Genomic DNA, 20,640 nt, shown 5'->3' on the forward strand with positions numbered 1-20,640 from the left:
GTCATACGGAGCCCATCAGTTTTCCTTTAAGTGAATCACGTTGAGAGTTCAGTTTTGCGTCAGTCTGCACTGGCGAATTTTGATGCTGTGCAGGTTGACTCTCTGAACTCTGTTGCTCAAAAGACCCAATGTTGCCAGAAAATCGAAGAGAATAAAGACCCAATAGAGCAAGGGCGCGGAGCCGATCACTACGCGCCTTATGCTGCATCTGGGACAGTTCACGATAGAGCTCCGGAAAGGCTTGCTCCGATATGTTCAGATTAGATATTTTTCCATCCCATTTGCTACCAGCCACAACGACCTCCTATCTATCAGCCGCAGAACCAGAAGCCCCTGGCATTGGATGCCACGGATTCGTTGGGCAGTACGATCCTGCTCTTAGGGAAAAGCTCCTTGGCCGCATCTTGGTAAGCCTCGGCACCGCCGCCAGCCAGCAGAACTACGTCAGCATCCATCCCGTCCTCACGCATTGACTTCCGCATAGGGATCAAGGCGTTTTGAGCGACTTTGGTTGAGGCTTTCTTGAAGTAGTCTTTGATCGATACCTTTTCACCGTAGAGGAAGATTTCGGCCTTACCGGCACGAATAGCTTTCTCGATCTTTTCGATGCCAGGGGCACCGCCGTGGTCTTCCTGAATTAGCCGGTCCGTTTCCTGTAGCAACACCGACATCGCCTTGAGGCTGGTGCCAGATGAGTGATAGCGGACCTCTCCCTCTTCAAGAGCTACCCAGTCTACAGAAAAGAACCCAGGGTCAATTACAACGGTTTTTCCTCCCTGGATAATCTCCAGGAGGTCTTCATCTTTGGTTGAACTTACAACATCCATGTAAGCACCGGCAGGTTGAGGTACAACCACGACAGACTTAACCGCTACCGATCGTTTTGGCGTGATCTGGTGTTCACCCTCAAGCCGAGATTTCAACGCCTCTCTGCGCTCTACGTCCATGTACTGACTAACAGGCAGGCCAGTCACCAGCACATCGATCTCCTTCTGCTCGGACATCAGGAGTGCAGCGTAGAAAAGAGCCTTGTATGGATTGGTCGAAGGATAGTCGCCGTGAAGCTCACGCTCCCATCCTTGCAATCGGTCAGGCTCGACGCCTGCAACCCATTTCTCTCCATCAATCACAACCTGAATGCAGGTCCCTGCACCGCCAGTTAACTGTTGTGGCATCAGTTCCAATGGACCTGCCCCCACCGGCATGACGACTGTGCGAGCTTCCTCACCTTTATACCCCATTGCCATTTTCAGGTTGGAGTAACCAATATCCAAACCCAGAACAAATTGACTCATGAAATCCTCCAAAGATTGCTTTTAGATTGCTTTTCGATTGCTTGCCGCGTGTTGGATAGAGAATAAGGCTAAAAGCGGGGACAGATGGCCTGTGTAATTGCCCAAAAGGGGCATATAGGTTGCTTTTCGGTGGCTTTTTGATCGTTGAGTAAGGGAACCTATGGGAACGCTGCACGGATAGGCTCAGATAAACAGACCTTACCCTCGCATCGAGAACCGCTTGCCCTCCAGCATCGAGAGACGGTGGTAAAGAGGCATTTGGAATCTTTGATGCCATATCCAATATATCTGGAATCTTTAAATATAGATTCATATGTAAAGAGGCTGTGAAAGAATAAGAGCATCAAGATTCCAGATAGATAGAGGGAAATTTGACAAATTCCAAAGATGGGTTAGCCTAGTGACAGAACTAGATTCCAGTATTGGAATAATCAGCTTTAAATTCCAGATAGATAGTTATGTGGATAGGAATTGGATAGGAATTGGGAGGGTATTGAGGTGAGTCTACCAACAGAGCGATGGCTAGATCTGCTAGATCCGAAGCTCGAAGAAGAACGATCCGAGATAACAGAGGATCTGCTAGAGGCAGAGGGACGAGAGTTTGTTGCAGAGGTACGGAGCAAACTGGATCACGCCTTAGCGGTTCTTGCTGTCGAGGCGCAGCAGGAAGCGGACATGTACTGGAACGCGCACAAATCAGCGCGTGAAGAAGCGTCAGAGGACGAACAAGGGCGTGTCGGTACACGGGTTCGCATTCTAGGCGTATCACTCGTTGCAGAGTGGTATCGCAACAGATTTGTCGAACAAGTTCCCGGACAAAAGAAAAGGGTTCTATCGACACATATCAAGAAGGGTCGCGGTCATGCCTACAGCATGTCGCACTTCAAGAAAGAGCCTGTCTGGGCACAAGAGTTGATCCAGCAAGTTGAAACCAGGTATGCCGTGTTAAGACAACGCGCCACTGCCTTAGCAAAAATTCGCCGGGCGCTAAACGAGTACGAGCGCCAGCTAAACAAGACACATAGCGACGAGGTGTGACAACATGACAGCATCTGTAGCGGCCACTGAATTGGCGAAACTGGGGAAATGTGAAGCGATGATCAAGAAAGTCGCCAGCCATCCTCGCCCTGCCCTGTCAAAGCGCCCACAATCGCCACAGGGGACAGATAGCACCCTTCGGGGTGAGTTCGCTCATTTCCGATATGAAGCGGCAGCCCTGCGTTTTATGAGCGGCACTGCGGGGGCTAAGCGTCGCATCTACCAGCTAGTGTTTTCAGCGACGGTAGCAGCGGGAGCATTGACAATGCTGGCGGCATGGACCACCAGCTAGAAAGTATCGACGGAACAATCATGAGCAAGAGAACCAAAGACAAAGACCTGGAGAAACTCGACGTAATCAAAGACTCACCGCAAATGAGCCTGTTTGAGATCATTGAATCTCCGGCCAAGAAAGACGACTACTCCAACACCATCGAGATCTACGATGCGCTGCCGAAGTACATTTGGGACCAAAAGCGTGAGCATGAAGATTTATCCAACGCTGTAGTGACACGACAATGCACCATCAGAGGCCAGCATTTCACGGTGAAGGTGAAGCCAGCCATCATCGAGAAGGATGACGGAAGAACCGTGCTGATCTACGCGGGACAGCGAGAGGAAATCCTTGAGGATGCTCTACGCAAGCTCGCAGTGAACGGGAAAGGCCATATCATCGAGGGCAAGGCTGGAGTCATGTTCACTCTGTACGAACTCCAGAAAGAGCTCTCGAAGATGGGTCACGGGTACAACCTGAACGAAATCAAGGAAGCAATCCAGGTTTGTCGTGGCGCAACACTCGAATGTATCAGTGATGACGGTGAAGCCTTCATCAGCTCCAGCTTCTTCCCGATGGTGGGACTGACCACCAGAGGTGAGTTTCGCAAGAAAGGCGGGAACGCCAGGTGCTATGTGCAGTTCAACCCGCTGGTAAACGAATCGATCATGAATCTGTCGTTTCGTCAGTACAACTACAAAATCGGAATGCAAATCCGCTCCCCTCTTGCACGGTACATCTACAAGCGAATGAGCCACTACTGGACTCAAGCATCACCAGATTCGCCGTACACGCCATCGCTTATCAGCTTCCTGACCCAGAGCCCTCGTGAATTGAGCCCACGGATGCCGGAGAACGTCAGAGCCATGAAGCTCGCTCTGGAGGCCCTCATCAAACAAGAGGTCATAAGCGACTACGACGCGAACCAGATCAAGGATGGCCGCAGAGTCATCGACGTGCGGTACGTCATAAGGCCTCATGAGAACTTCGTGAAGCAGGTGATGGCGTCCAACAAGCGTAAGCAGCAGACAGAGCTACGGGCCATCAAGCACGGCATGATCGACCACGACATCATTGATGAACCCCAACGTAAGGGGAGATAGCCACCAGAATCTCCCACCCCCCAGGGAAAAGAAAGATAGGCGCGTCAGCGCCTTTTTTTATGCCAGAAGAAAGCGCACAAGGTACGCCCACCAGGCAGGACCGGAAACGGAATGCCTCCGCATATGGGGGAGCTGCACGGATAGAGCGAACGTGACCCCAGATGCAGCGTGGGCTGGGGCTCTATATATGGGATCGCTGCACGGTAGTCGCAAGCTGAGTCTCAGTATCGTGCAAGCGTAAGCCACGACGAAGGATAAGTGCCATGCTGCTCCAGTGGTTCCCGTAGAGTGGTTCCCGTAAGGTATTGATAGTTAAAGGGTGAGGATGTGGGGGACCTGCACGTTATGAGATTTGATATGTGGGTACGTTGCACGAAAGCAGGTCCTGAACCTCTCGATATATGGGAACTCTGCACGATTGACGAAGCAGAACAAAGATTGACAGATCAGGACAAACCTAAAAAAGCAGTCAAAATGACTCTAATAGTCCATAAAGTGATCACGCGCACACAAAAAGAGGCCAAAAGTTATCCACATTTCCTGTGCATAAACGGGGTTTTGGTATATGGGAACGCTGCACGATCATATGTGGGTACGCTGCACGGTGCAAAAAACGACCAAAATTGACATGTGGGTACGTTGCACGTTCAGAAAATTGTATATGGGGCGACTGCACGTATGACCTTAGACATGTGGGAATACTGCACGAACACCAGATCTGATATGTGGGAACGCTGCACGAAAGCTCTGTTTTGTAAGGATTTTGTGGAAAAAAGAGGGGTTCCGTGTGGATAACAGTGGATAAGATCCAAGGGTATGTGGGGACGTTGCACGGCAACCTATGGGAACGCTGCACGGCAACCTATGGGTTTGTTGCACGGAATAAATATGAAAACACCAGTAATATCAATGTGTTGAGTGGTGATTTAGAACGCCTAACCTGTCTTTAACCGTTTTTAATCCTTTATACAAAGATCTAAAGATCTTTATATTTATCCTTTTGATCACTGAACAAAAAATAATCAACACTGTTTTTTTAGAAAAAAGTCTCGTATGCAAGGCCGAACAGGACGAGTATCACCAACAAGATAAGCATCGACAGCACAAAGTAACCAGACTCGTACATCACAGCTTTGATCACAGAAACGACGCTGATCGATCTTCCAGAGATCCTCCCGATGATCCACTGAAACGCAACGAACGAACCAAGCCCACAGATCAGAACCACCGCTACGGAGACAAGTGCATGTTCCCTCAGGACAGACTCACTCAGGAAACCATACTGCATCCCCATCAATACAAGCCTGCCAATGCCAAAACCCAGGCCCAATGCAACAGCTCCACGAACCAGCACGACCTTCAACGACTGGAGCCATGTCAGCTCAAGATCCATCCCCTTACGGGAAGACCGACGCACCAGCACCGTAGATATGCCCAACCCCAAAAACACCAAAAAAACAAAATCCAACATTGCCACCTCTGCACAAATCAATCAGAACCACAGGCCTCTCGGCCAAATGCGCCACCAGGGAGAACCCACTTCTGCCCCTCCGGCACAAAAATCGGGAGCGTGTAATCTTCTCTGGATACCTGCTCCAATGCCTCAACATCACTAATCTGTATCGGCGCAACAGCAGAACCTAAATCTATTACGTCGATTTTTTTTCTTGATACCGTCACACCAAAGGTTTGTTCATACTGAGCAATTTTCCCAGCTCGTTCAGGCCAGTAGTGACGGATCGTGGACCAGATACGCTGTGAGTTGTAGATGCAGGTCATACACGACGACCGGCTCCAGCCAAGGCGATAAGGGACTGGGGCCAGGATGCGGTGACGCTCGATTACTTCCCATACCTCCTCCTCAGTCCAATGAAGAACGGGCCTCCAGGCATCAACTAACCGTGCAGTCTTCCCATATCTTCTGTCACAGGCATGAGCCTCAAGCTGGTTGTACTTGGATCTGTTTGCACTTTCCTCCCGGCGCTCACCAGTGATGAAAAGGATCTTCTTCCCCTTGAAGCGCTCCTGGTTATTAAGAGCTCTGCGGCCAACATCGATCTTCAAGGCTGATGAGCACCACCTTGTTTGGAGTGATGGCGATTGCTGAGGGAAACGAAGGCGCGTACCAGGCTTAGAGCGCTTATGGTCTCTAGGCAGCACCAGAAGCCCCTCAGGCGTCTCTACACGATGGGGGTGGCTATAGGCATTGTCTTTGAGCATTTCGCCCTCAAAGCCGCCCTCAAGCCACGAGAAGTACATTGGGATACCCAGTTCTTCCCCGAGCTGACGACAGTAATCACGCATGAAGGCCCAATCCATCAACGAACTGCCTTCCTGACCATCAACATCATGGTGCCAGAACTCCACCTTTGACTTATCAACACCCATGTCCACCAGCCGCAAGTACGCAGCAATCGAGTCTTTGCCTCCAGACAGGCAAACAATGATGTGATCGTACAAACTCAGGTCCACATCCGGAGCGGAGAAGTACGTTGTTCTATCGTCACAACGCTGACTGGAAGATATGCCGGTAAGAACCGACTCCAGTGATGGCAACACCACCTGGTCATCGAACAAATCTCCTTGGTTTTCTCGTCTCAACATAAGTCGCTCTTTTTTCTTTACTGGGTTGTTTTTATGATTTACAGTATTATAAAATGATACTGTGAAAAGTAAAGTTTTCAGAACGACTAATCACTCAGGAGAACTTGATAAGCACCAGAAAGCAATCTAAAGGTGGTTTTTCGGTGAGGTTAGTTCAGGGGCAACCTGCCGCTGCTGATTGGAAATCATCAAGAAGTGGCTTTTTGGTGGGGTTACGGTTTGAAGGGGTGAGTATGTGGGAACGTTGCACGGTTAAAGGGGGCCGCACATGAAAACGATAAAGCGGTTCATCGTATGGGTGAATTACGGTCTTGAGGGTTGGAGCATTTTCGGATCGAGCGATGACTGGGATGAAGCGGTATCCATCCGTTCGGAAGCGATAGACGAATGCAATATTGACGAGGAAGACATCATCTTGGCAGAAAACAAAAACGAGCTGGTGGTAAAACCTGCGGCCAAGCAAATGACGGAGTGGCACCGGGAACTGGAAGCCGTCCTTATGACCTTGGATGACTGCCAGATGGAATGTGACGGTATGACATGGGCAGTAAGCCACCTACTCAATGAAGCGGGTGTACCTCATGACTGCATGTATGGCTTTGTGCGAAACGAACAGACCAAGGACATCGTGACACCGCATTTCTGGGTTGTCCTGGATGATGGGTGGCTGGTGGATCTGAGGCTACGCATGTGGCTGGGCGATCACGACAACATTCCTCACGGGGTATTCCATCCCGATAACGAGCCAGGACTTTTCTACAAGGGAGACCCGGTTCAAAACCATAAAGGGATGAGACTGGGCAAAGCCGTCCTGGACATCATGACCGACGGAAAACTTTCACATGTGAAAGTTCCTGAACGACAAGACGGAGAGTAATAGCGTGGAATTTGATTACGACAAGTCAGTATCAAACGCACATCTTGAGGCCGCAGGCTGGGGTATGGATGCCTTTAACCACTCCAACCCATTTGAGAGTCATGTCATCTATGTGCGTGACTACCGCAACGATCACATCCGCCTGTTCACCATCAAGCAGGCTGACTTCGACACGATAAAGCTGCCGCTTCACCTTACCTCCGACATGCTGGCTTCGGTGATCGCTGAGTTCGTATCGAAGGCAGCAAAAGGGAAGTTGAATACGAAGGAGTCCGACACGCTGGCTCCTGCCTTGGTTGGCTATGCCAAATCAACAGAAACCTACCGGAGCTGGCGGAGAGTTTCTGGAGCAACAGAGCGATTGCATATGGTCATCAATATCTATGCGGGTTCTGAATTGCTGAGACCTTTCATCGCTCGGGCTCCTGAGACCGTCCTGACGACCCAAGAGCTACTGGTCTTCTCATCACAGGTTAAGAGCATGGATGTATCCAATCATCCAGAGTGGTTTAGGGGCCGGAGGTAGTCATGAAGCCAGTTCTCTGGATATTCGTCCTGATCATCGCCCCTTTCGTCATTGCGAAAGTGGACCAATGGCGCAAACGCGGCATTGGAGACACCTGGGCGTGGTGGAAATCAGAGAACATGCCTTATGAGCTGCGCTCGGCCACTCTGTTTTTGTCCGAACAGGACATATCAACCACACAGCCGGTGCCCATGCACGGCAGGGTTGATCAGGTGTACCAAACCAAGAATGGGGTTCTCATTCCCTTGGACACCAAGCTGCGCCAGGTAAACCACATCTATGAGTCGGACATTATCCAGCTCTCGGTTTACCGGGTAATTCTGTCACACAAGTACAAGGCACCCGTTGCCAAGTACGGCTATGTCCGAACCGTTGTTGAGACAGCGGACGGGGATAGAGTCCGTTACATCAAGACAAACCTTCTCAGCGAAAAAGAAGTGGTCAAGCTGTGGCACCGCTATCAATCCATCCGTTCTGGTCAGGTAAAAACCTCCTGTTCCTGTGGCGGAAAGTTTCACATGTGAAAGTTCTGGATTGAATCAGGGTTGCCCGAATTGGGCAGCTAGGCGGGGTTGCATTTTTGAAAAGTCCTGTACGCTGGTTGGTATAGGAGGTGAATAGTGGCCCAGCTTAAACATAACCGCTTCGTCATGTTGGGGTCCTTGGTAGCGACGGTCGTAGCTGCCGCCAATGGCTTGAGTTTTCTCACCCTTATGGCTGGTGGAATGACCCTTCTCCAGTTCATGGCTTGGAAGCAACAAGATGCTGTCCGGAGCCGGTTTAAAGCTGCGAAGGATGCGTTTGAAGCGTTGAACGTCATTGCGTTCGACAAGCACTGGGTAGGTTCAACCGCGACGGTCGCCAAAGTGTCGAACATGATCACTCCGCCCGAACGACTGGATAAGCCCTGGGCGGTGCAAGTTCTGGCCGTGACCAAAGGTGGGACGTGGTTCGCGGTGGATCTGCAAGTGACCGGCACTGACAAGGTTCAGATGCTTAGCCTCCACCAGCTTAGTGAAAAGGCGGCAAAGACCATGCTGGCCTTCGACCTCGAAGTGTATGAGAAATTTTTCGGAAAACCTGATGTTGCATGAGGACAATGTGATGGAAAAAGTCAAAAGCGTAGATGCCGTGGAGTTCACGGCAGCAGATAAGAAGGCGATGACCCATGCGGCATACGCCCAGTGTTTCTTCATTCTGGCCCAAGTGATGGCATTCCCTTCCCTGGGGGTGGCTGGCGCTATGGTTGCTGCTCTGTGCGGCATGATGCCGTGGTTGACCAAGTTCGCCAAAGAGGCTCCATCGAAAGCCTTTGGCATGGTGATGGCTTCACTCTGCCTTGCTCCTGTGTACGGGAAACTCTGTGAGCTGGTGGTCCACGCGATTCAGGGAGCTTGAGCTTATGGGGGTAGTACGAGTTCCCTACCTCTTGGCTGAGCTGAAAGAACGCGGATGTGCTGATGAATCTGCTCTGGCGCAGGTTATGCAGCCTGGATGCCGAATTGGAGAGGAAGACCTGCGGAAGTTGGCCGCAAATTTAGGGCTTGAAGTGTCCGAGCTGGCACCAGCGCCAGAGAACGCGGCCAACACCCGGTTCAAAGCAAAGCTGAGAGGAGGTTTGGCCTCCTTTCTTTTTGAGTACGACGGCTGTTTCCGACATGCAGAAGGCTCCAGCCATGCAGAAATGTTGGGTATCGAGCAAGAAGACGACATAGGTCTTCCGAGTCGAGCTGCTGACGCCATGCTCCTGGAGAAGACGCTTTACCAGGTAATCGCTCGGGCTAAGTACATGCTCGGCAAAATCGACAGCAAGTTTGTCAGGTCAGAACAAGCAATCGAGTTCCGTGAGCAACTTGCTCCTGGGATCTTCAAACCAGGTTACAGAGGTTTCCGATTCAAGGAGGCTGCCGCTGGTGATTTGCCTACTGTCATGATTGACGGTCGGAAGTTCAACTGCGTTGCCAGCATAGCCAGAGCACATGGACTTGATCCGGTAACGGTGCGTAGGCGCATTGCGGACACCGGGAAGGCCGCAGACAAACTCTCCAATGATGAGTGGAAGCTCATCCTCGCCAAGAAAAAAGGTAAAGGGAAACCCTTCACCTATCTGGACAGGACCTACAGCAACATTGCTCAGTTCTGTCGTGAGCATCAGCTCAACACCAACCTTGTTTACCAGAAAGTCAAAGACCGGGCTGATAGCGCTGATGAAGAGTTCTGGGGACTGATAATCGAAACATGCAAAAGGAAAAACTAATGGCAGAAAACAAAGAGATCCCCTGGGAGAAAGAACTCATTGAGAAGTACATGTTCACCCTGCATAAAGAGCAGGTGAAAGACCGGCGCTGGCGGACCATGTTGCGTGTGCTTCGCGCATCTGGTTTCGTGCTTCTCATGATCGGCTTCATCATTTTGGCATCTAATCCGGGTGGGATGCCGTGGCAAAGCGCCAAGGCAGGAGCCCCTCACACCGCGTATATCAACATCCGTGGTGAAATTGCTGCTGGCACTCTGGCCGATGCTGATCACCTTATCCCGTCCATCCAAGCTGCATTCGACAACCCGAACTCACAAGCTATCGTGCTTCGCATAAACAGCCCTGGCGGTAGCCCGGTTCAAGCAGGACGGATTTATGACGAAGTGAAGGCGCAGCGAGCCCTTCATCCGGAGAAAAAGGTCTACGCCATCATTGATGACATCGGTGCCTCTGGCGGTTACTACATCGCCTCTGCTGCGGATGAAATCTATGCTGACCGCGCCAGCCTTGTCGGTTCTATCGGCGTCATCAGCTCGGGGTTTGGATTCACCGGCTTGATGGACAAGCTCGGCATCGAGCGCCGGGCTATCACTTCCGGAGAGCACAAAGCGCTTCTCGACCCATTCTCCCCTCTTACCTCTGACATGAAGAAATTCTGGGAGGGCGTTCTATCGAAAACCCACCAGCAGTTCATCGAACGAGTGAAGGCTGGGCGGGGTGATCGACTGAAAGACGACCCAGAGGTGTTTTCTGGATTGCTCTGGAACGGGGAGCAGGCCAAAGACATTGGGCTGATTGATGGCCTGGGTAGTTTGAACTCCGTGGCGCGAGACGTCATCCACCAGAGCAACTTGGTGGACTACACACCAACCGAAGACATCATCCGGCGACTGACCCAACGAGCGAAGCTCGAAGCCAGTTCCTTCGTGCAAGAACTCAGCGCTGTGAAAGTTTACTGATAGGAGCAGTTTGATATGACAGAACAAAGTACCAAATCACTACGTCTCGGGGTTGTTGCCGCCATTCTTTTGGGGCTCGTAGGAACCGGGTTCGGGATCTACCAGTTCGTGAAAGAGAAGGATCTGGCGCAAGAGATCGCCAACGTGAAGTCTACGGTCAACCAGGTGAAGGATGCCGAAGGCGTCACCTTCAAAAGCAAGGCAGAGTTTGAAGCTGCTGTGGCCGAAAGCATCAACAAGTTTGTCGCGCAGAAACAACAAGCCGACATCGATCAGAAGTATGCCCAGTTCGAGGCAGCACCTGAGAAGGTCGAAGAAGGCAAACACATCTACGGGGACCTTGGTGCTCGGTTCACGCTGGTGGAGTTCTCCGATATGGAGTGCCCATTCTGCAAGCGATTCCACGACACACCCAAACAAATTGTGGATGCCAGCAAAGGCAATGTGAATTGGCAGTGGAAGCACATGCCTCTCGATTTCCATAACCCGGCAGCTCACAAGGAAGCTCTGGCCGCTGAATGTATTGCTGAGCAGAAGGGCAACCGTGGCTTCTGGGTCTTCGTTAACGACATTTTCCACCATACCCAGGGGAATGGTGGCGGTGTTGCTGACCTGGCCTCTGTTGTCACTGGTGTTGGTGCTGATCTGGATGCGTTCCGGGAGTGCCTCGGCTCAGGAAAGTACGAAGACAAGGTTGAAGCTGACATCCAGAAAGCCAAGAGCTATGGCGTCAACGGGACACCAGCCACTTTTGTAGTGGACAACCATACCGGCAAGAGCCAGCTTCTCGGCGGCGCTCAACCGGCGCAAGCCATCATGGCCGTGATGCGAAAAATGATGATTGAGTCGCAACAAGACGACTCCGCGAACCAATAAAAACTTTCACATGTGAAAGTGGAGTGAGAACTGATGATCAAGATTACAACTAAATTGGGATGCCTTCTGGCGGGGCTGCTTGTCCTGTCGGCTTGCTCAAGCGTCCCTCAGCCAAACAACGAATACGCGAAGGCCTTGGATGATACCAAACAGGTATGCGCTGCCTGTGCCCTGGTTGGTAATGACCTGCTGGTTGCCCTCAACAAGTCATGCGACACCCCAATGACCCCCGAGACTCTTACAAGCGTCATGAACAGTAACCCGATGTTTGCCGCCATGATGGCAATTAACTCCATAGGTGGAACCGACTTCTATCAGGTTTACCGTGATGCGGCCATAGACACCCTGCGGTGCAATGAAATGGACAGTTGGCCTGATCGGACCAAGGTGCGTTTCCAGCAGCCCGACATGCAAAAGGCGCTGGCCTTGAGGGTTTCTGCCAGACAGCAGAAGGCAAATTAACTTTCACATGTGAAAGTCAGGCTCTCCGGGGCCTGATTTCACTATGAGGTGAATCTATGGAGTTACAAGAAGCAAAAGAGGCTCTCGATAGCCTTCATCCACACAAGGCCTCAGCGCCTTTGAGGCTTGTCATCCACCAGCCAGGTGGGATTGGTGGAACCCCTACAGTGGGGGTGAAAGCTATTCACGCAGGCTTTGACTGGGACAGCAACACCATCCTGATCTATCCGGAAGAGCAGCTCACCCGGTTGACGCCGGATGAGGTCGCCGCCATCACGAAGTCAGTATCGAAAGGACAGTCCTGGCATTCATATCAGCAGTTCAAGAAGTATCGGGAGCAGTTGGCCGAAGCCACGGAAGAAATTAATAGGCTCAGAGCTGAGCTGGGCAGGTATCAGAATAACGGGAGGGGGTAATGCTAAAACGCGGAATTATCAATCTCGCTGCTAGTTACATCATTGTTGATGCCCTACTCCGGAATGCAGCAATTTGGATCTTTGGCTTGTCCTTCTCCGTTGGTGGCACTTACGTCACTGGCGAGGCCAGTACATGGGTCGTTTACCTAGCCACTTCTGGTGCCATGACACTCTGTTCTGTCGTAACAGCCTACCTGCTCGTGACCTATCACCGCTGGGGGCTGATGACGGCCAGGGTCTGGTTGCTATTGAGTGCCTGCCTAAACGGCTATGCCGTCTATTTGAGTAGCCACAACATCCAGTTGGTGGTGGCACTGCTTTCCAGCCTGTTTATTGCTTTGTGGATGCTCAAGACCCTTGAGCAACCAGCAGTGAAGGGGACGTACAAGGTAATCGCTGATCTTCACCGTCAGCTATGGGGAATGTTGAAGGGGCAAACACAATGACGACGAATACTCAAAACGCGAACGCCAACCAGGTTCGGTCTTTACGCGACATGCTTGTCCCCGCCCTGTTGTTCTATGTGGTGATGACGGCCATGTTTGTGGGTCTTGACGCATTCATGGATAAACCCACCAGCATGAACCTGCCATTTATGCCGTTCCTTGTCTCGATGGTGAGTTTTACCAGTGACGCACGTCGAGCGTGGGACTGGCGAAACGGGACCAAGGTTGTAGCTGTATTGACTGCGGTAGCCATGCTGTTGGCATTCATCTATCAGCTCGCGGTCGGAGAGATGAATCTCTTAGGGGTTGGTATATACCCGGCCACAGCCATCCTTCTGTTGGCAATCTCCTGGGTGATTCGCGCTATCGGAAAGACAGCACCTTTCCAGTTCCTGGGGAGACACCTGGCGCGGTTTGGTGCATCGAAGTGGGTCCAGCGTACCGCCGCAGTCATTGTGCTCGCGGGAGGCCTTGCCATCACTATCTATGCCTACTGGCTTAACCACGGGAGCTGATGATGATCATTGCAACGAAGAACGGCTTTCTGGTGGCCGCAGAACTAATCAGGGAAGAGGCCGGGTACTGGCTACTACAGCCTCGTGACCAAAAGACGCCGGTCAGGGTGAATAAGCAGGATAACAATAAACGCGCTTTCACGCATATGGGAGACGCCCTTCGCTGGGCCGGTGATCCTGAGCTTGCAAAGCAATTCGATGCCGAGGGGGAAGAACATGCAAATTCGTGACTACATGACAAAGTTGTTTGACGCATTTGGTGATGTGGAGGAAGTCACCCGAGAAATGCTTCTGGAGCAGGCGGAGCTCATTCATACGATCAGCGATAAGTGTCAGAGCACAGGCCTGTTTCTGGATAGTCAGGTTCGTTTCAACCAGTTCGTTCAAGAGATTGAGGCTGACGACAAGGTAGAGGATCGGTTGCTTCATGCTTGGTGCTGGGTAATGGACCGAATAGTGAAGGCTCCAACATCCTTTCACATGGATGGGGCTGTGATTTTGACAATGCCTCTGGTCGCCAGATACCTGCCACCGGTTGAACAGGAGCCGGAAACCATCGTGGTGAATCTCGATGAGGACTACAAGGCTCCTGTAGGCAACCAAACGCTCTGCGAGCTCGTTATGGAACGGAGGCATTGGCCGCAAGGTGCAACCTGTGCGACCCAAGAAGCGGACGGGGGAGTCCTCTACTGGGACGCCCCGGTTGATGTGGTAGAGGAAGGCAGAAAGGTCGCCGGTAAGCACGGCATGATGGCCGAGATCGGATTGAAACATCAGGTTGATGCCTGGTATGCAGATATGGACGAAACACGGCTCGCAACCGATTGGAACACCGCCGTCATTACGCCTCACTGCTTGCTGCTTTCCTATCTGGATGTGCTTCAAAAGAACAAAGTTCCCTTTGATGAAGGTGTGCAGCTCGCTGCCGAATGGGTGAAGCAACTTGGCGGGGAATTTCGTGAAGACACTGAGGAAGCGCCGGAAGCTGAGGCTTCAGTGCTTTCCCTGGGGAGAGCCACGGCTCATTGCTTTAAACCCTATCCGGACACAAAAAATTTCTATTACGAGGCCTAAGCCTCACCCAAACAGGAGGATCAACATGCGATACCAGGTATTTAAAACGAAGGAAGGGGGCCAGCCGGTGTTTACGGCACCGTGGTACTGGTTGGCCTCTGCCATTGCTCACTGGTCATCTCTTAACTGGGATGCCTGTCGAATCGTAGACAGCAAGGTGGATGAAACAAGGCTCTGTTGGGCCAAGGCTCTACCGGCTGGGAAAAAAAAGTAATTTGGATGGAGTGATTATGAGGTTAGGTTTTGTGAAAAATACGGGGGTTTCAGCGTTCCTGGTAGCCATGCTGGTGGTGGCCCCTCAGGTATGGGCAGAAACCTTTACTGCGAAGGTTGTGGGGGTGTCTGACGGTGATACGGTCAAGGTCCTGACTGAACAAAGCTGTGACTCCGGGAAAGATTGCCGGAGCGGCAAAATCCAGTACCGGGTAAGGCTGGCGGAAATCGACACCCCAGAGAAGAAACAACCCTACGGCTCAAAGGCGAAACAGGCGTTGTCCGATCTGGTGTTTGGTCGAATGATTAAAGTCGAGCAAATCGACAAAGACCGTTATGGCCGTCTGGTCGCCAACCTTTATGTCGATGGCAAATGGGTCAATGCCGAAATGGTCCGTTCTGGGAGTGCGTGGGTGTACCGGCAGTACGCCAAAACACCGGAGCTGTTCAAGCTGGAGGCCGAAGCCAAAGCCGATAAGCGAGGTCTCTGGGCATTACCGGAATCGGAGAGAACTCCCCCTTGGGAGTGGCGAAGAAAGCACTAACCACACCCCAGAGTATGCAGGTGTAAACAGTAACCAAGAAAACAAACAGGAATAACGATGAACAAAAGTGAACTGATTATGAAAGTGGCCGAAGACGCTGACATTAGCAAAGCAAAGGCCGAAGCTGCGGTAAATGCGCTGATCAACTCAGTGACAGAGGAGCTTAAAGCGGGTGGGACAGTAGCGCTCACTGGGTTTGGTACTTTCCACGTTAAGGAACGCGCAGCGCGAACCGGGCGGAATCCCCAGACTGGAGAGAACATCCAGATCGCGGCGGCCAACATTCCTGGGTTCAAAGCTGGTAAGGGGTTGAAAGACTCCGTGAACTAGATCTTAATCATGTGACACATGAATAAGGTTTACATAAGGCTCCTTCGTGGGAGCCTTATTCATATCAGACATGAATAAGGGGAAGGGATGAGATTGTCGTCAACTCAAAAAGACGTTTTGTTCATTCTATACGCAATTGAGGCCGGTGGAAAAGCCGAGCCTGTACCAGGTGTAAAAATACTGGAGATGATCAATTCAGCTCGCCAGAGCGGTATTCATGGAACGAACTTCCGAACGTCATGCCACACGCTGGTGGAGAACGGCCTGTTGAACAAGTACCGGAATGCTTCTCTAAAGCTGGCCTTTAGGCTGACCGACGATGGCAGGGAACGTGCAGGAGAGATATACCGAAAACGGCTGGAAGAAGAGCAAGAGAAGTAATACGCCCCATAACGGGGCGTATCGAGTTAAACGGCAAAGCCGTAGTGGGTGCCGTCCGGAAGTTCAACATCGAGGCGTAGCTTGCCACCGGAGGCCTCAACGTACCGCTTAATGGACGACAGCTTGAGATCTCGTCCAGGTTTTTCCATCTCGGAGACTGTCGGCTGTCTCACACCCAGAGATGCAGCAATTTCCCCCTGGGTAAGGTTCATGCGATCACGAAGCTCTGCCAAGTGGATGTTCAGTAACATCTCAGTGGCCGCTTTCTGTGCTTTGGCAACAACCTCAGGCTTTTCTGTTGCCAGCATTTGGTCAAGAGTTCTTGCCATAACGTCACTCCTTCTTCAATTTATCCAAGTGCGCCGCAAACTCACGGTCTGCAATTGGGATCATTACTTCATAAAACCTTTTCTCGTCCCCGGTCTTGTTACCGGCGCAGAGAAGAATCCCCTTACGCTTTGGATCGAACGCAAAGAACGCTCTGATAGGATCTCCTTTGCTTTGGACCCGAAGCTCTTTCATGTTGCTGTAGGATGAACCGTTAACAGTATCCGCGTATGGCCTCGACAGCATGGGGCCTCTATCTCGCAGCACCATCATCGAAGCCAGCACGTTTGCTCTATCGGTATCATCCAGAGCATCGAACCACTCATCAAAGGTGTCGGTTGTCTCGATGACCCACATGATTTCTCCTTACTTAATATAGGTGCAATCCTATATAGATTCAAACCTATAATCAAGAAAAATCGGCGGCGATGGGGGCCGAAATGTCAGTAAGTAGTCATGTGACTAAAATAGGGGGTAGAATAAGCCTCGATATAGTCATGTGACTAAAAGGTGTCCTGAATGAACAACCTACCCCTACTGCTCGATGCAAGAGAAGCCATTGACTACTACCACCAGCATCCAGGCATGACTGATGCAGAAAAGGCCTATGTGGTCGCGTTCCTAAGCGGAGAGGGGCGTTCAAACAGTCAGATCAGAGAGGATCTGGGTATTGAGAAGGTCTATACGGTTACACACCTGAAACGCGCCGGTACGCTATCGGAGGAAGAGCTAACACTCTGGCTCAGAAATCCACGCAAGATCACCCTGGGGCATGTGAGGGCCGTGGCTAAGTTACCTTTCAGCAAGAGAGAAAAGCTCCTGAGGGATCTCCTGCATACCAGGACACCGGTTCATAAATTTGAGGCGATAGCGAAGGGCAAAGAAGTGGACAGGGATGCAGACATTAAGCGCCTGGAGACCCTGATGAGCGATGCTACGGGTAGGCCTATCAAAGTTCGCTATAACCCCGCGAAGCGCTCCGGGGAACTGACGCTGGGATTCTTCACGCTCGATGACCTGGATGACGTGTGCAAGGCTTTGGGGTTTGATCCAAGCGAGCAGATGTAAACCAGAAAACTTTCACATGTGAAAGTCTTGCAAGGTGTCTTTTTATTGTTTACAGTATCATAAAATGAATCTGTAAAGGTGCGCGATGAATGTGCTTCCAACGAAAAGCTGGCCTTGGGCGTTATAACTCAACCAGACCTGAGTGGCTGGCGGCGTACCGAAACGCAAGATGTATGAGAAGCTCAGGTAAAGAACCTGATGCTTCTCTTTCCGGGATAGCTTGGAAGGCGCAACTCATTGTTGCCCATGAAAGAGGCAGAATTGACAGCCTGGCTGTCCCTTTGGATGCCAGATTGATAGCAAAGAACCTCATCGACGAGATCCTTGCTGAGGAGAACTGATGGACGAAAAAATTACCTACGAAGAAATGCTTGAACAACTCGACCAGAAAGGCATCCGCGTCACCAACGGGGCGAGACGGCTTTATGTCGCGTTGAACAACGGAGTCAAAGCTGAGGTGCTGGGTAACTGCGGTCCCGCCACAATCAGCTTGGTTGACGGGATGATTGTTGTGGAAGAGCAGACTCTCCACTAAGGGCAGCAGCATGGGCAAAAAAGTACACATCATTTGTGGAAAGTGCGGCAGTGACGAGATGAACTTTGTCATCAATGAACACTGTCCAGACGATCCCCAGAATGTTGCCAGTATGTCCTGCTCAAATTGTTGCGAACTGACAGGCATAGCCGAGTGGTCGGAATTTAATGGACGTGAGCTGAAAGGTGAAGCCGTCGCCCTATCAACACCGGCAAACGTGAATGCTCTTCTAGGATTGCTTCGCCAGGCGATGGACAGCGTTGAGTATCGCCTCTATGGCGGGGACATGTCATTGAGCGGTAATGATGCTGCCGAACTCATAGACCTCCAGGAGCGAGCTGAGAAGGTCTTGTCTGTTCTTCGGAGTGATCAGCATGAGTGATTTATACGAACCGCTTGAGTTTGTGTTCTGCGGCTTTAGGAAAGGGGACGCTGGGCTATTTATCTCGGTAGCCACTTTGCGCGATGGTGTTTTAGGCCGTGAGATGTATTTCTCAAAGGGAAAAAGCAAAAGGCGCTGGGTTGTCGGTGGCATTTACTCAGGGGCCTCGTTTTCGGACAACGGAGCAAAAGGTCTGGATGATGCTCATTACGTTAAAGCATGGGAAGTGCAAGGCGACAAGATAGAGTGGCAAGCAAAAAGCGAGCAAGCCGAAGCCTTGGCGCGAAGCGAGAAACTTGAAGCCGACGATAGGAAGCGCAATGAACTCGAAGAGCTGATGCTACCCATCAGGAAGCAATATGGGGCATTAACAAAGCGACGTGATAGGGCAGGGGCCGCAGCTCTTGAAGAAGCTGTCCTGAGAGCGCTGAGAGCGCCCATCAGGAAGGCTGAGGAGAAATAACCGTGGAGCCAGTCTTAGCTAAAGCATTCGCCGGTTTTAAAGTCGTAGCTGTAAGTGCCCATCAGATTGGCTTTTCGGCTTTTCTTGCCATTGGTGTTTGCTGGCGCTTTAGGGGTCGCAAGTACGCCATAGAACAGGATACCAACAAGTGCCGCTTGCCACGCGAAAACAGCAACCAGAATCCAAAAAGCAGCAGCCAGAACCGGCAGTTTGTGCAGAAGGTTGAGCACCGACTTGGCCCAAATCACTGCCGGGATAGCCAGCACTGCGTAACCCCAGTTGGTGGCCTCAAGCATAGCCAGGCCAAGAATAACAACAGCCATCAGCGCGATATTCAGTACATGTTTCATGGTCATCTCTCCTTTTCAACTTACACTTTTATCCTATCACAGCATTAAAAAATGCAACTGTGAAAGGGCATTTTTCATTCAAAAAGAGGTGACACTTTGAGTGCAATTATCAGCAAGTGCGGCATGTACAGATACCGTCTGGAAAGGGATGTGCAACCCGAAGGCCTTGTGTTCGGTTATTTTGGTGTAAACGGCTCTACGGCCACGGCCACCGAGGACGATCACACGGTCAGAAAGTGGATAGGGTTTACCAAGGTCAACGGAGGGAGGCGATTCATAGTCGGTAATGCTTTTGCTTTTCGGGCGACCGACGTTCGAGAGCTGGCTACGGCGGTTGATCCTGTCGGGCCTGAAAATGAAATCCACTTGGAAAGGATTATTCGGGATGCTGATGTCTTGGTGCCCTGCTGGGGGAGCCGAACTAAGCTGCCTAAGTCTTTGCATGTTCATTTGGACAGGCTTTTAGAGCAGCTCGTTGCATCTGGGAAGCCGGTATTGGCATTTGGCGTGACTGGTTCGGGGGACCCGAAGCACCCACTAATGCTTGGATATTCGACAAAACTTGTGCCCTGGGGAGGAAAATAATTATGTCGATGCTTGAAGCACGTTACTTCGTGGCAAAGATAAGCGATGCACAGGCCGTGCTCTGCGATGAGGAGCTGGCGACACTGGAAAGGCTGATCCGGAAGGTTGATGATGGCCGCAGAGCAAATGGCAAGAGCTCGCTTACTTGCGTTGTTGTCGAAGAAGATTGGCCGAACTGGCAGCAAACGGTTGACTCTGTACTTTCACTTGCTGACGGGAAAGACAACGATTGGACCAATGCCACACCAGAACAAATCAAGGCCTTTTGGGTCGATGACTCAGTTTGGAAAACTCTGGATGGCCGGGATAAATGGATTGAAGATCTCGACCTGCTGGTGGACGGTTCCCCGGTGGCTTCTGAGTGGGAACCTTTTGGCTTGGAATCAGGGCAGTCTGTCGTCATACGAGGCGGATGGATAGAAGGGAATGCCTTGAGTGATGATGGCGTACCGCTAGTGCAGGCATTCGTCGCTTGGAAACAGGGCCAAGACAACCACTAAAGGAAAATTACTTCGGAAGGGCGGCTATGGCCGCTTTCTTTTTAATATTTACAGCATCACATAATGATACTATGATGTTGTTAATTTACTTGGGGAGGCGCTTATGCTCACTGCTAAATGTATAGGGTGCGGATGCACCGATGATCACGCTTGTGTTGAAAAGGCACTGTTGCAAAGTTAGCGATGAGGCAGCCTTTTGTCTTATTCAAAGGCCTTACATTTCAAAAACTCTGCTTACC

The 20,640-nt window shown here is 51.2% G+C and carries 33 protein-coding genes; 26 read left to right on the plus strand and 7 right to left on the minus strand.

What is annotated here, in order from left to right; translation table 11 throughout:
* Position 1 precedes the first annotated feature (1 nt).
* Together R7093_RS21955 and R7093_RS21960 are read right to left on the minus strand one after the other, a co-directional pair.
* Positions 2 to 295: a hypothetical protein gene (locus tag R7093_RS21955; RefSeq protein ID WP_000919078.1), complete on the minus strand. Its 294-nt coding sequence runs from the start codon at positions 293 to 295 to the stop codon at positions 2 to 4.
* Positions 296 to 311: 16 nt separating this feature from the next.
* Positions 312 to 1,295 (minus strand): ParM/StbA family protein, encoded by a 984-nt coding sequence (locus R7093_RS21960; RefSeq protein WP_000077458.1) that lies wholly within the window; start codon positions 1,293 to 1,295, stop codon positions 312 to 314.
* Between the two features lie 498 nt (positions 1,296 to 1,793).
* Between R7093_RS21960 and mobI the strand changes: the two genes are divergently transcribed.
* From mobI to R7093_RS21975, 3 genes are read left to right on the plus strand one after another with little or no spacing between them, the layout of a single operon-like run.
* Positions 1,794 to 2,333 (plus strand): conjugative transfer protein MobI(A/C), encoded by a 540-nt coding sequence (gene mobI, locus R7093_RS21965; RefSeq protein ID WP_001447712.1) that lies wholly within the window; start codon positions 1,794 to 1,796, stop codon positions 2,331 to 2,333.
* 4 nt (positions 2,334 to 2,337) lie between these two features.
* Complete coding sequence (locus tag R7093_RS21970; protein WP_000127321.1) at positions 2,338 to 2,625, plus strand: hypothetical protein; 288 nt, start codon at positions 2,338 to 2,340, stop codon at positions 2,623 to 2,625.
* A gap of 20 nt (positions 2,626 to 2,645) precedes the next feature.
* Positions 2,646 to 3,710 carry a RepB family plasmid replication initiator protein gene (locus R7093_RS21975; protein ID WP_000044787.1) on the plus strand — a complete coding sequence of 355 codons (1,065 nt, stop codon included), beginning with the start codon at positions 2,646 to 2,648 and terminating at the stop codon, positions 3,708 to 3,710.
* A 1,036-nt stretch (positions 3,711 to 4,746) separates the two neighbouring features.
* On the opposite strand, the gene R7093_RS21980 is transcribed toward R7093_RS21975, so the two are convergent.
* Positions 4,747 to 5,181 carry a hypothetical protein gene (locus R7093_RS21980; protein WP_000883925.1) on the minus strand — a complete coding sequence of 145 codons (435 nt, stop codon included), beginning with the start codon at positions 5,179 to 5,181 and terminating at the stop codon, positions 4,747 to 4,749.
* 17 nt (positions 5,182 to 5,198) lie between these two features.
* Positions 5,199 to 6,314 carry a phosphoadenosine phosphosulfate reductase family protein gene (locus R7093_RS21985; protein ID WP_000946102.1) on the minus strand — a complete coding sequence of 372 codons (1,116 nt, stop codon included), beginning with the start codon at positions 6,312 to 6,314 and terminating at the stop codon, positions 5,199 to 5,201.
* A gap of 268 nt (positions 6,315 to 6,582) precedes the next feature.
* Between R7093_RS21985 and R7093_RS21990 the strand changes: the two genes are divergently transcribed.
* The 17 genes from R7093_RS21990 (at position 6,583) to R7093_RS22070 (ending at position 16,191) form a co-directional block, all read left to right on the plus strand.
* Positions 6,583 to 7,191 (plus strand): hypothetical protein, encoded by a 609-nt coding sequence (locus R7093_RS21990; protein ID WP_000849071.1) that lies wholly within the window; start codon positions 6,583 to 6,585, stop codon positions 7,189 to 7,191.
* Positions 7,192 to 7,195: 4 nt separating this feature from the next.
* On the plus strand, positions 7,196 to 7,717 hold the full coding sequence (locus tag R7093_RS21995; RefSeq protein WP_000393785.1) for a hypothetical protein: 522 nt from the start codon (positions 7,196 to 7,198) through the stop codon (positions 7,715 to 7,717).
* Between the two features lie 2 nt (positions 7,718 to 7,719).
* A complete protein-coding gene (locus R7093_RS22000) occupies positions 7,720 to 8,241 on the plus strand; it encodes a hypothetical protein (RefSeq protein ID WP_000805800.1) in 522 nt (173 codons plus the stop codon).
* Between the two features lie 96 nt (positions 8,242 to 8,337).
* Entirely contained in the window at positions 8,338 to 8,811 is a 474-nt protein-coding gene (locus R7093_RS22005; protein ID WP_000057877.1) for a hypothetical protein, read from the plus strand.
* Between the two features lie 10 nt (positions 8,812 to 8,821).
* Entirely contained in the window at positions 8,822 to 9,115 is a 294-nt protein-coding gene (locus R7093_RS22010; RefSeq protein ID WP_001370730.1) for a hypothetical protein, read from the plus strand.
* A gap of 4 nt (positions 9,116 to 9,119) precedes the next feature.
* Positions 9,120 to 9,974: a hypothetical protein gene (locus R7093_RS22015; protein ID WP_000539392.1), complete on the plus strand. Its 855-nt coding sequence runs from the start codon at positions 9,120 to 9,122 to the stop codon at positions 9,972 to 9,974.
* Positions 9,974 to 10,933, plus strand: coding sequence for a S49 family peptidase (locus R7093_RS22020; RefSeq protein WP_000829616.1), 960 nt, complete (start codon positions 9,974 to 9,976; stop codon positions 10,931 to 10,933). The genes R7093_RS22015 and R7093_RS22020 overlap by 1 nt, the downstream gene beginning before the upstream one ends.
* Positions 10,934 to 10,948: 15 nt before the next feature.
* Positions 10,949 to 11,809, plus strand: a complete 861-nt coding sequence (locus R7093_RS22025) for a DsbA family protein (RefSeq protein WP_000139698.1) — start codon at positions 10,949 to 10,951, stop codon at positions 11,807 to 11,809.
* 33 nt (positions 11,810 to 11,842) lie between these two features.
* On the plus strand, positions 11,843 to 12,271 hold the full coding sequence (locus R7093_RS22030) for a hypothetical protein (RefSeq protein WP_000591074.1): 429 nt from the start codon (positions 11,843 to 11,845) through the stop codon (positions 12,269 to 12,271).
* Positions 12,272 to 12,327: 56 nt separating this feature from the next.
* Entirely contained in the window at positions 12,328 to 12,687 is a 360-nt protein-coding gene (locus R7093_RS22035) for a hypothetical protein (RefSeq protein ID WP_000422768.1), read from the plus strand.
* Positions 12,687 to 13,133: a Fe3+-siderophore ABC transporter permease gene (locus R7093_RS22040; RefSeq protein WP_000919345.1), complete on the plus strand. Its 447-nt coding sequence runs from the start codon at positions 12,687 to 12,689 to the stop codon at positions 13,131 to 13,133. Before R7093_RS22035 ends, R7093_RS22040 begins: the two co-directional genes overlap by 1 nt.
* A complete protein-coding gene (locus tag R7093_RS22045; RefSeq protein WP_000210756.1) occupies positions 13,130 to 13,648 on the plus strand; it encodes a nitrite reductase in 519 nt (172 codons plus the stop codon). The genes R7093_RS22040 and R7093_RS22045 overlap by 4 nt, the downstream gene beginning before the upstream one ends.
* On the plus strand, positions 13,648 to 13,878 hold the full coding sequence (locus R7093_RS22050; RefSeq protein WP_000972663.1) for a hypothetical protein: 231 nt from the start codon (positions 13,648 to 13,650) through the stop codon (positions 13,876 to 13,878). Before R7093_RS22045 ends, R7093_RS22050 begins: the two co-directional genes overlap by 1 nt.
* Complete coding sequence (locus R7093_RS22055; RefSeq protein ID WP_001167032.1) at positions 13,865 to 14,722, plus strand: hypothetical protein; 858 nt, start codon at positions 13,865 to 13,867, stop codon at positions 14,720 to 14,722. The genes R7093_RS22050 and R7093_RS22055 overlap by 14 nt, the downstream gene beginning before the upstream one ends.
* 230 nt (positions 14,723 to 14,952) lie before the next feature.
* Positions 14,953 to 15,480 carry a thermonuclease family protein gene (locus tag R7093_RS22060; RefSeq protein ID WP_001236377.1) on the plus strand — a complete coding sequence of 176 codons (528 nt, stop codon included), beginning with the start codon at positions 14,953 to 14,955 and terminating at the stop codon, positions 15,478 to 15,480.
* Between the two features lie 57 nt (positions 15,481 to 15,537).
* A complete protein-coding gene (locus R7093_RS22065; RefSeq protein ID WP_001043047.1) occupies positions 15,538 to 15,810 on the plus strand; it encodes an HU family DNA-binding protein in 273 nt (90 codons plus the stop codon).
* A gap of 87 nt (positions 15,811 to 15,897) precedes the next feature.
* Positions 15,898 to 16,191: a chromosome segregation protein ParM gene (locus R7093_RS22070; RefSeq protein WP_001239997.1), complete on the plus strand. Its 294-nt coding sequence runs from the start codon at positions 15,898 to 15,900 to the stop codon at positions 16,189 to 16,191.
* 26 nt (positions 16,192 to 16,217) lie between these two features.
* On the opposite strand, the gene R7093_RS22075 is transcribed toward R7093_RS22070, so the two are convergent.
* Positions 16,218 to 16,520: an XRE family transcriptional regulator gene (locus tag R7093_RS22075; RefSeq protein ID WP_000124640.1), complete on the minus strand. Its 303-nt coding sequence runs from the start codon at positions 16,518 to 16,520 to the stop codon at positions 16,218 to 16,220.
* A gap of 4 nt (positions 16,521 to 16,524) precedes the next feature.
* A complete protein-coding gene (locus tag R7093_RS22080) occupies positions 16,525 to 16,875 on the minus strand; it encodes a type II toxin-antitoxin system RelE/ParE family toxin (protein WP_000270043.1) in 351 nt (116 codons plus the stop codon).
* A 162-nt stretch (positions 16,876 to 17,037) separates the two neighbouring features.
* Between R7093_RS22080 and R7093_RS22085 the strand changes: the two genes are divergently transcribed.
* From R7093_RS22085 to R7093_RS22100, 4 genes are all read left to right on the plus strand, one after another.
* Positions 17,038 to 17,586, plus strand: coding sequence for a transcriptional regulator (locus R7093_RS22085; RefSeq protein ID WP_001061574.1), 549 nt, complete (start codon positions 17,038 to 17,040; stop codon positions 17,584 to 17,586).
* A 340-nt stretch (positions 17,587 to 17,926) separates the two neighbouring features.
* The gene (locus tag R7093_RS22090; RefSeq protein WP_000343597.1) at positions 17,927 to 18,121 is read left to right on the plus strand and encodes a hypothetical protein; all 195 of its coding nucleotides are present in this window, start codon (positions 17,927 to 17,929) and stop codon (positions 18,119 to 18,121) included.
* 10 nt (positions 18,122 to 18,131) lie between these two features.
* Complete coding sequence (locus R7093_RS22095; RefSeq protein ID WP_000516916.1) at positions 18,132 to 18,503, plus strand: hypothetical protein; 372 nt, start codon at positions 18,132 to 18,134, stop codon at positions 18,501 to 18,503.
* Positions 18,496 to 18,966, plus strand: coding sequence for a hypothetical protein (locus R7093_RS22100; RefSeq protein WP_001281821.1), 471 nt, complete (start codon positions 18,496 to 18,498; stop codon positions 18,964 to 18,966). Before R7093_RS22095 ends, R7093_RS22100 begins: the two co-directional genes overlap by 8 nt.
* A gap of 14 nt (positions 18,967 to 18,980) precedes the next feature.
* Here R7093_RS22100 and R7093_RS22105 read toward each other — a convergent pair whose 3' ends face one another.
* Positions 18,981 to 19,316 carry a hypothetical protein gene (locus R7093_RS22105; protein ID WP_000683476.1) on the minus strand — a complete coding sequence of 112 codons (336 nt, stop codon included), beginning with the start codon at positions 19,314 to 19,316 and terminating at the stop codon, positions 18,981 to 18,983.
* 96 nt (positions 19,317 to 19,412) lie between these two features.
* Here R7093_RS22105 and R7093_RS22110 point away from each other — a divergent pair, with 96 nt between their 5' ends.
* Positions 19,413 to 19,901: a DUF1643 domain-containing protein gene (locus R7093_RS22110; protein WP_001273096.1), complete on the plus strand. Its 489-nt coding sequence runs from the start codon at positions 19,413 to 19,415 to the stop codon at positions 19,899 to 19,901.
* 29 nt (positions 19,902 to 19,930) lie between these two features.
* On the plus strand, positions 19,931 to 20,401 hold the full coding sequence (locus tag R7093_RS22115) for a hypothetical protein (RefSeq protein WP_347880240.1): 471 nt from the start codon (positions 19,931 to 19,933) through the stop codon (positions 20,399 to 20,401).
* Positions 20,402 to 20,640 lie beyond the last annotated feature (239 nt).

The organism is Vibrio sp. 1580 (assembly GCF_033340055.1).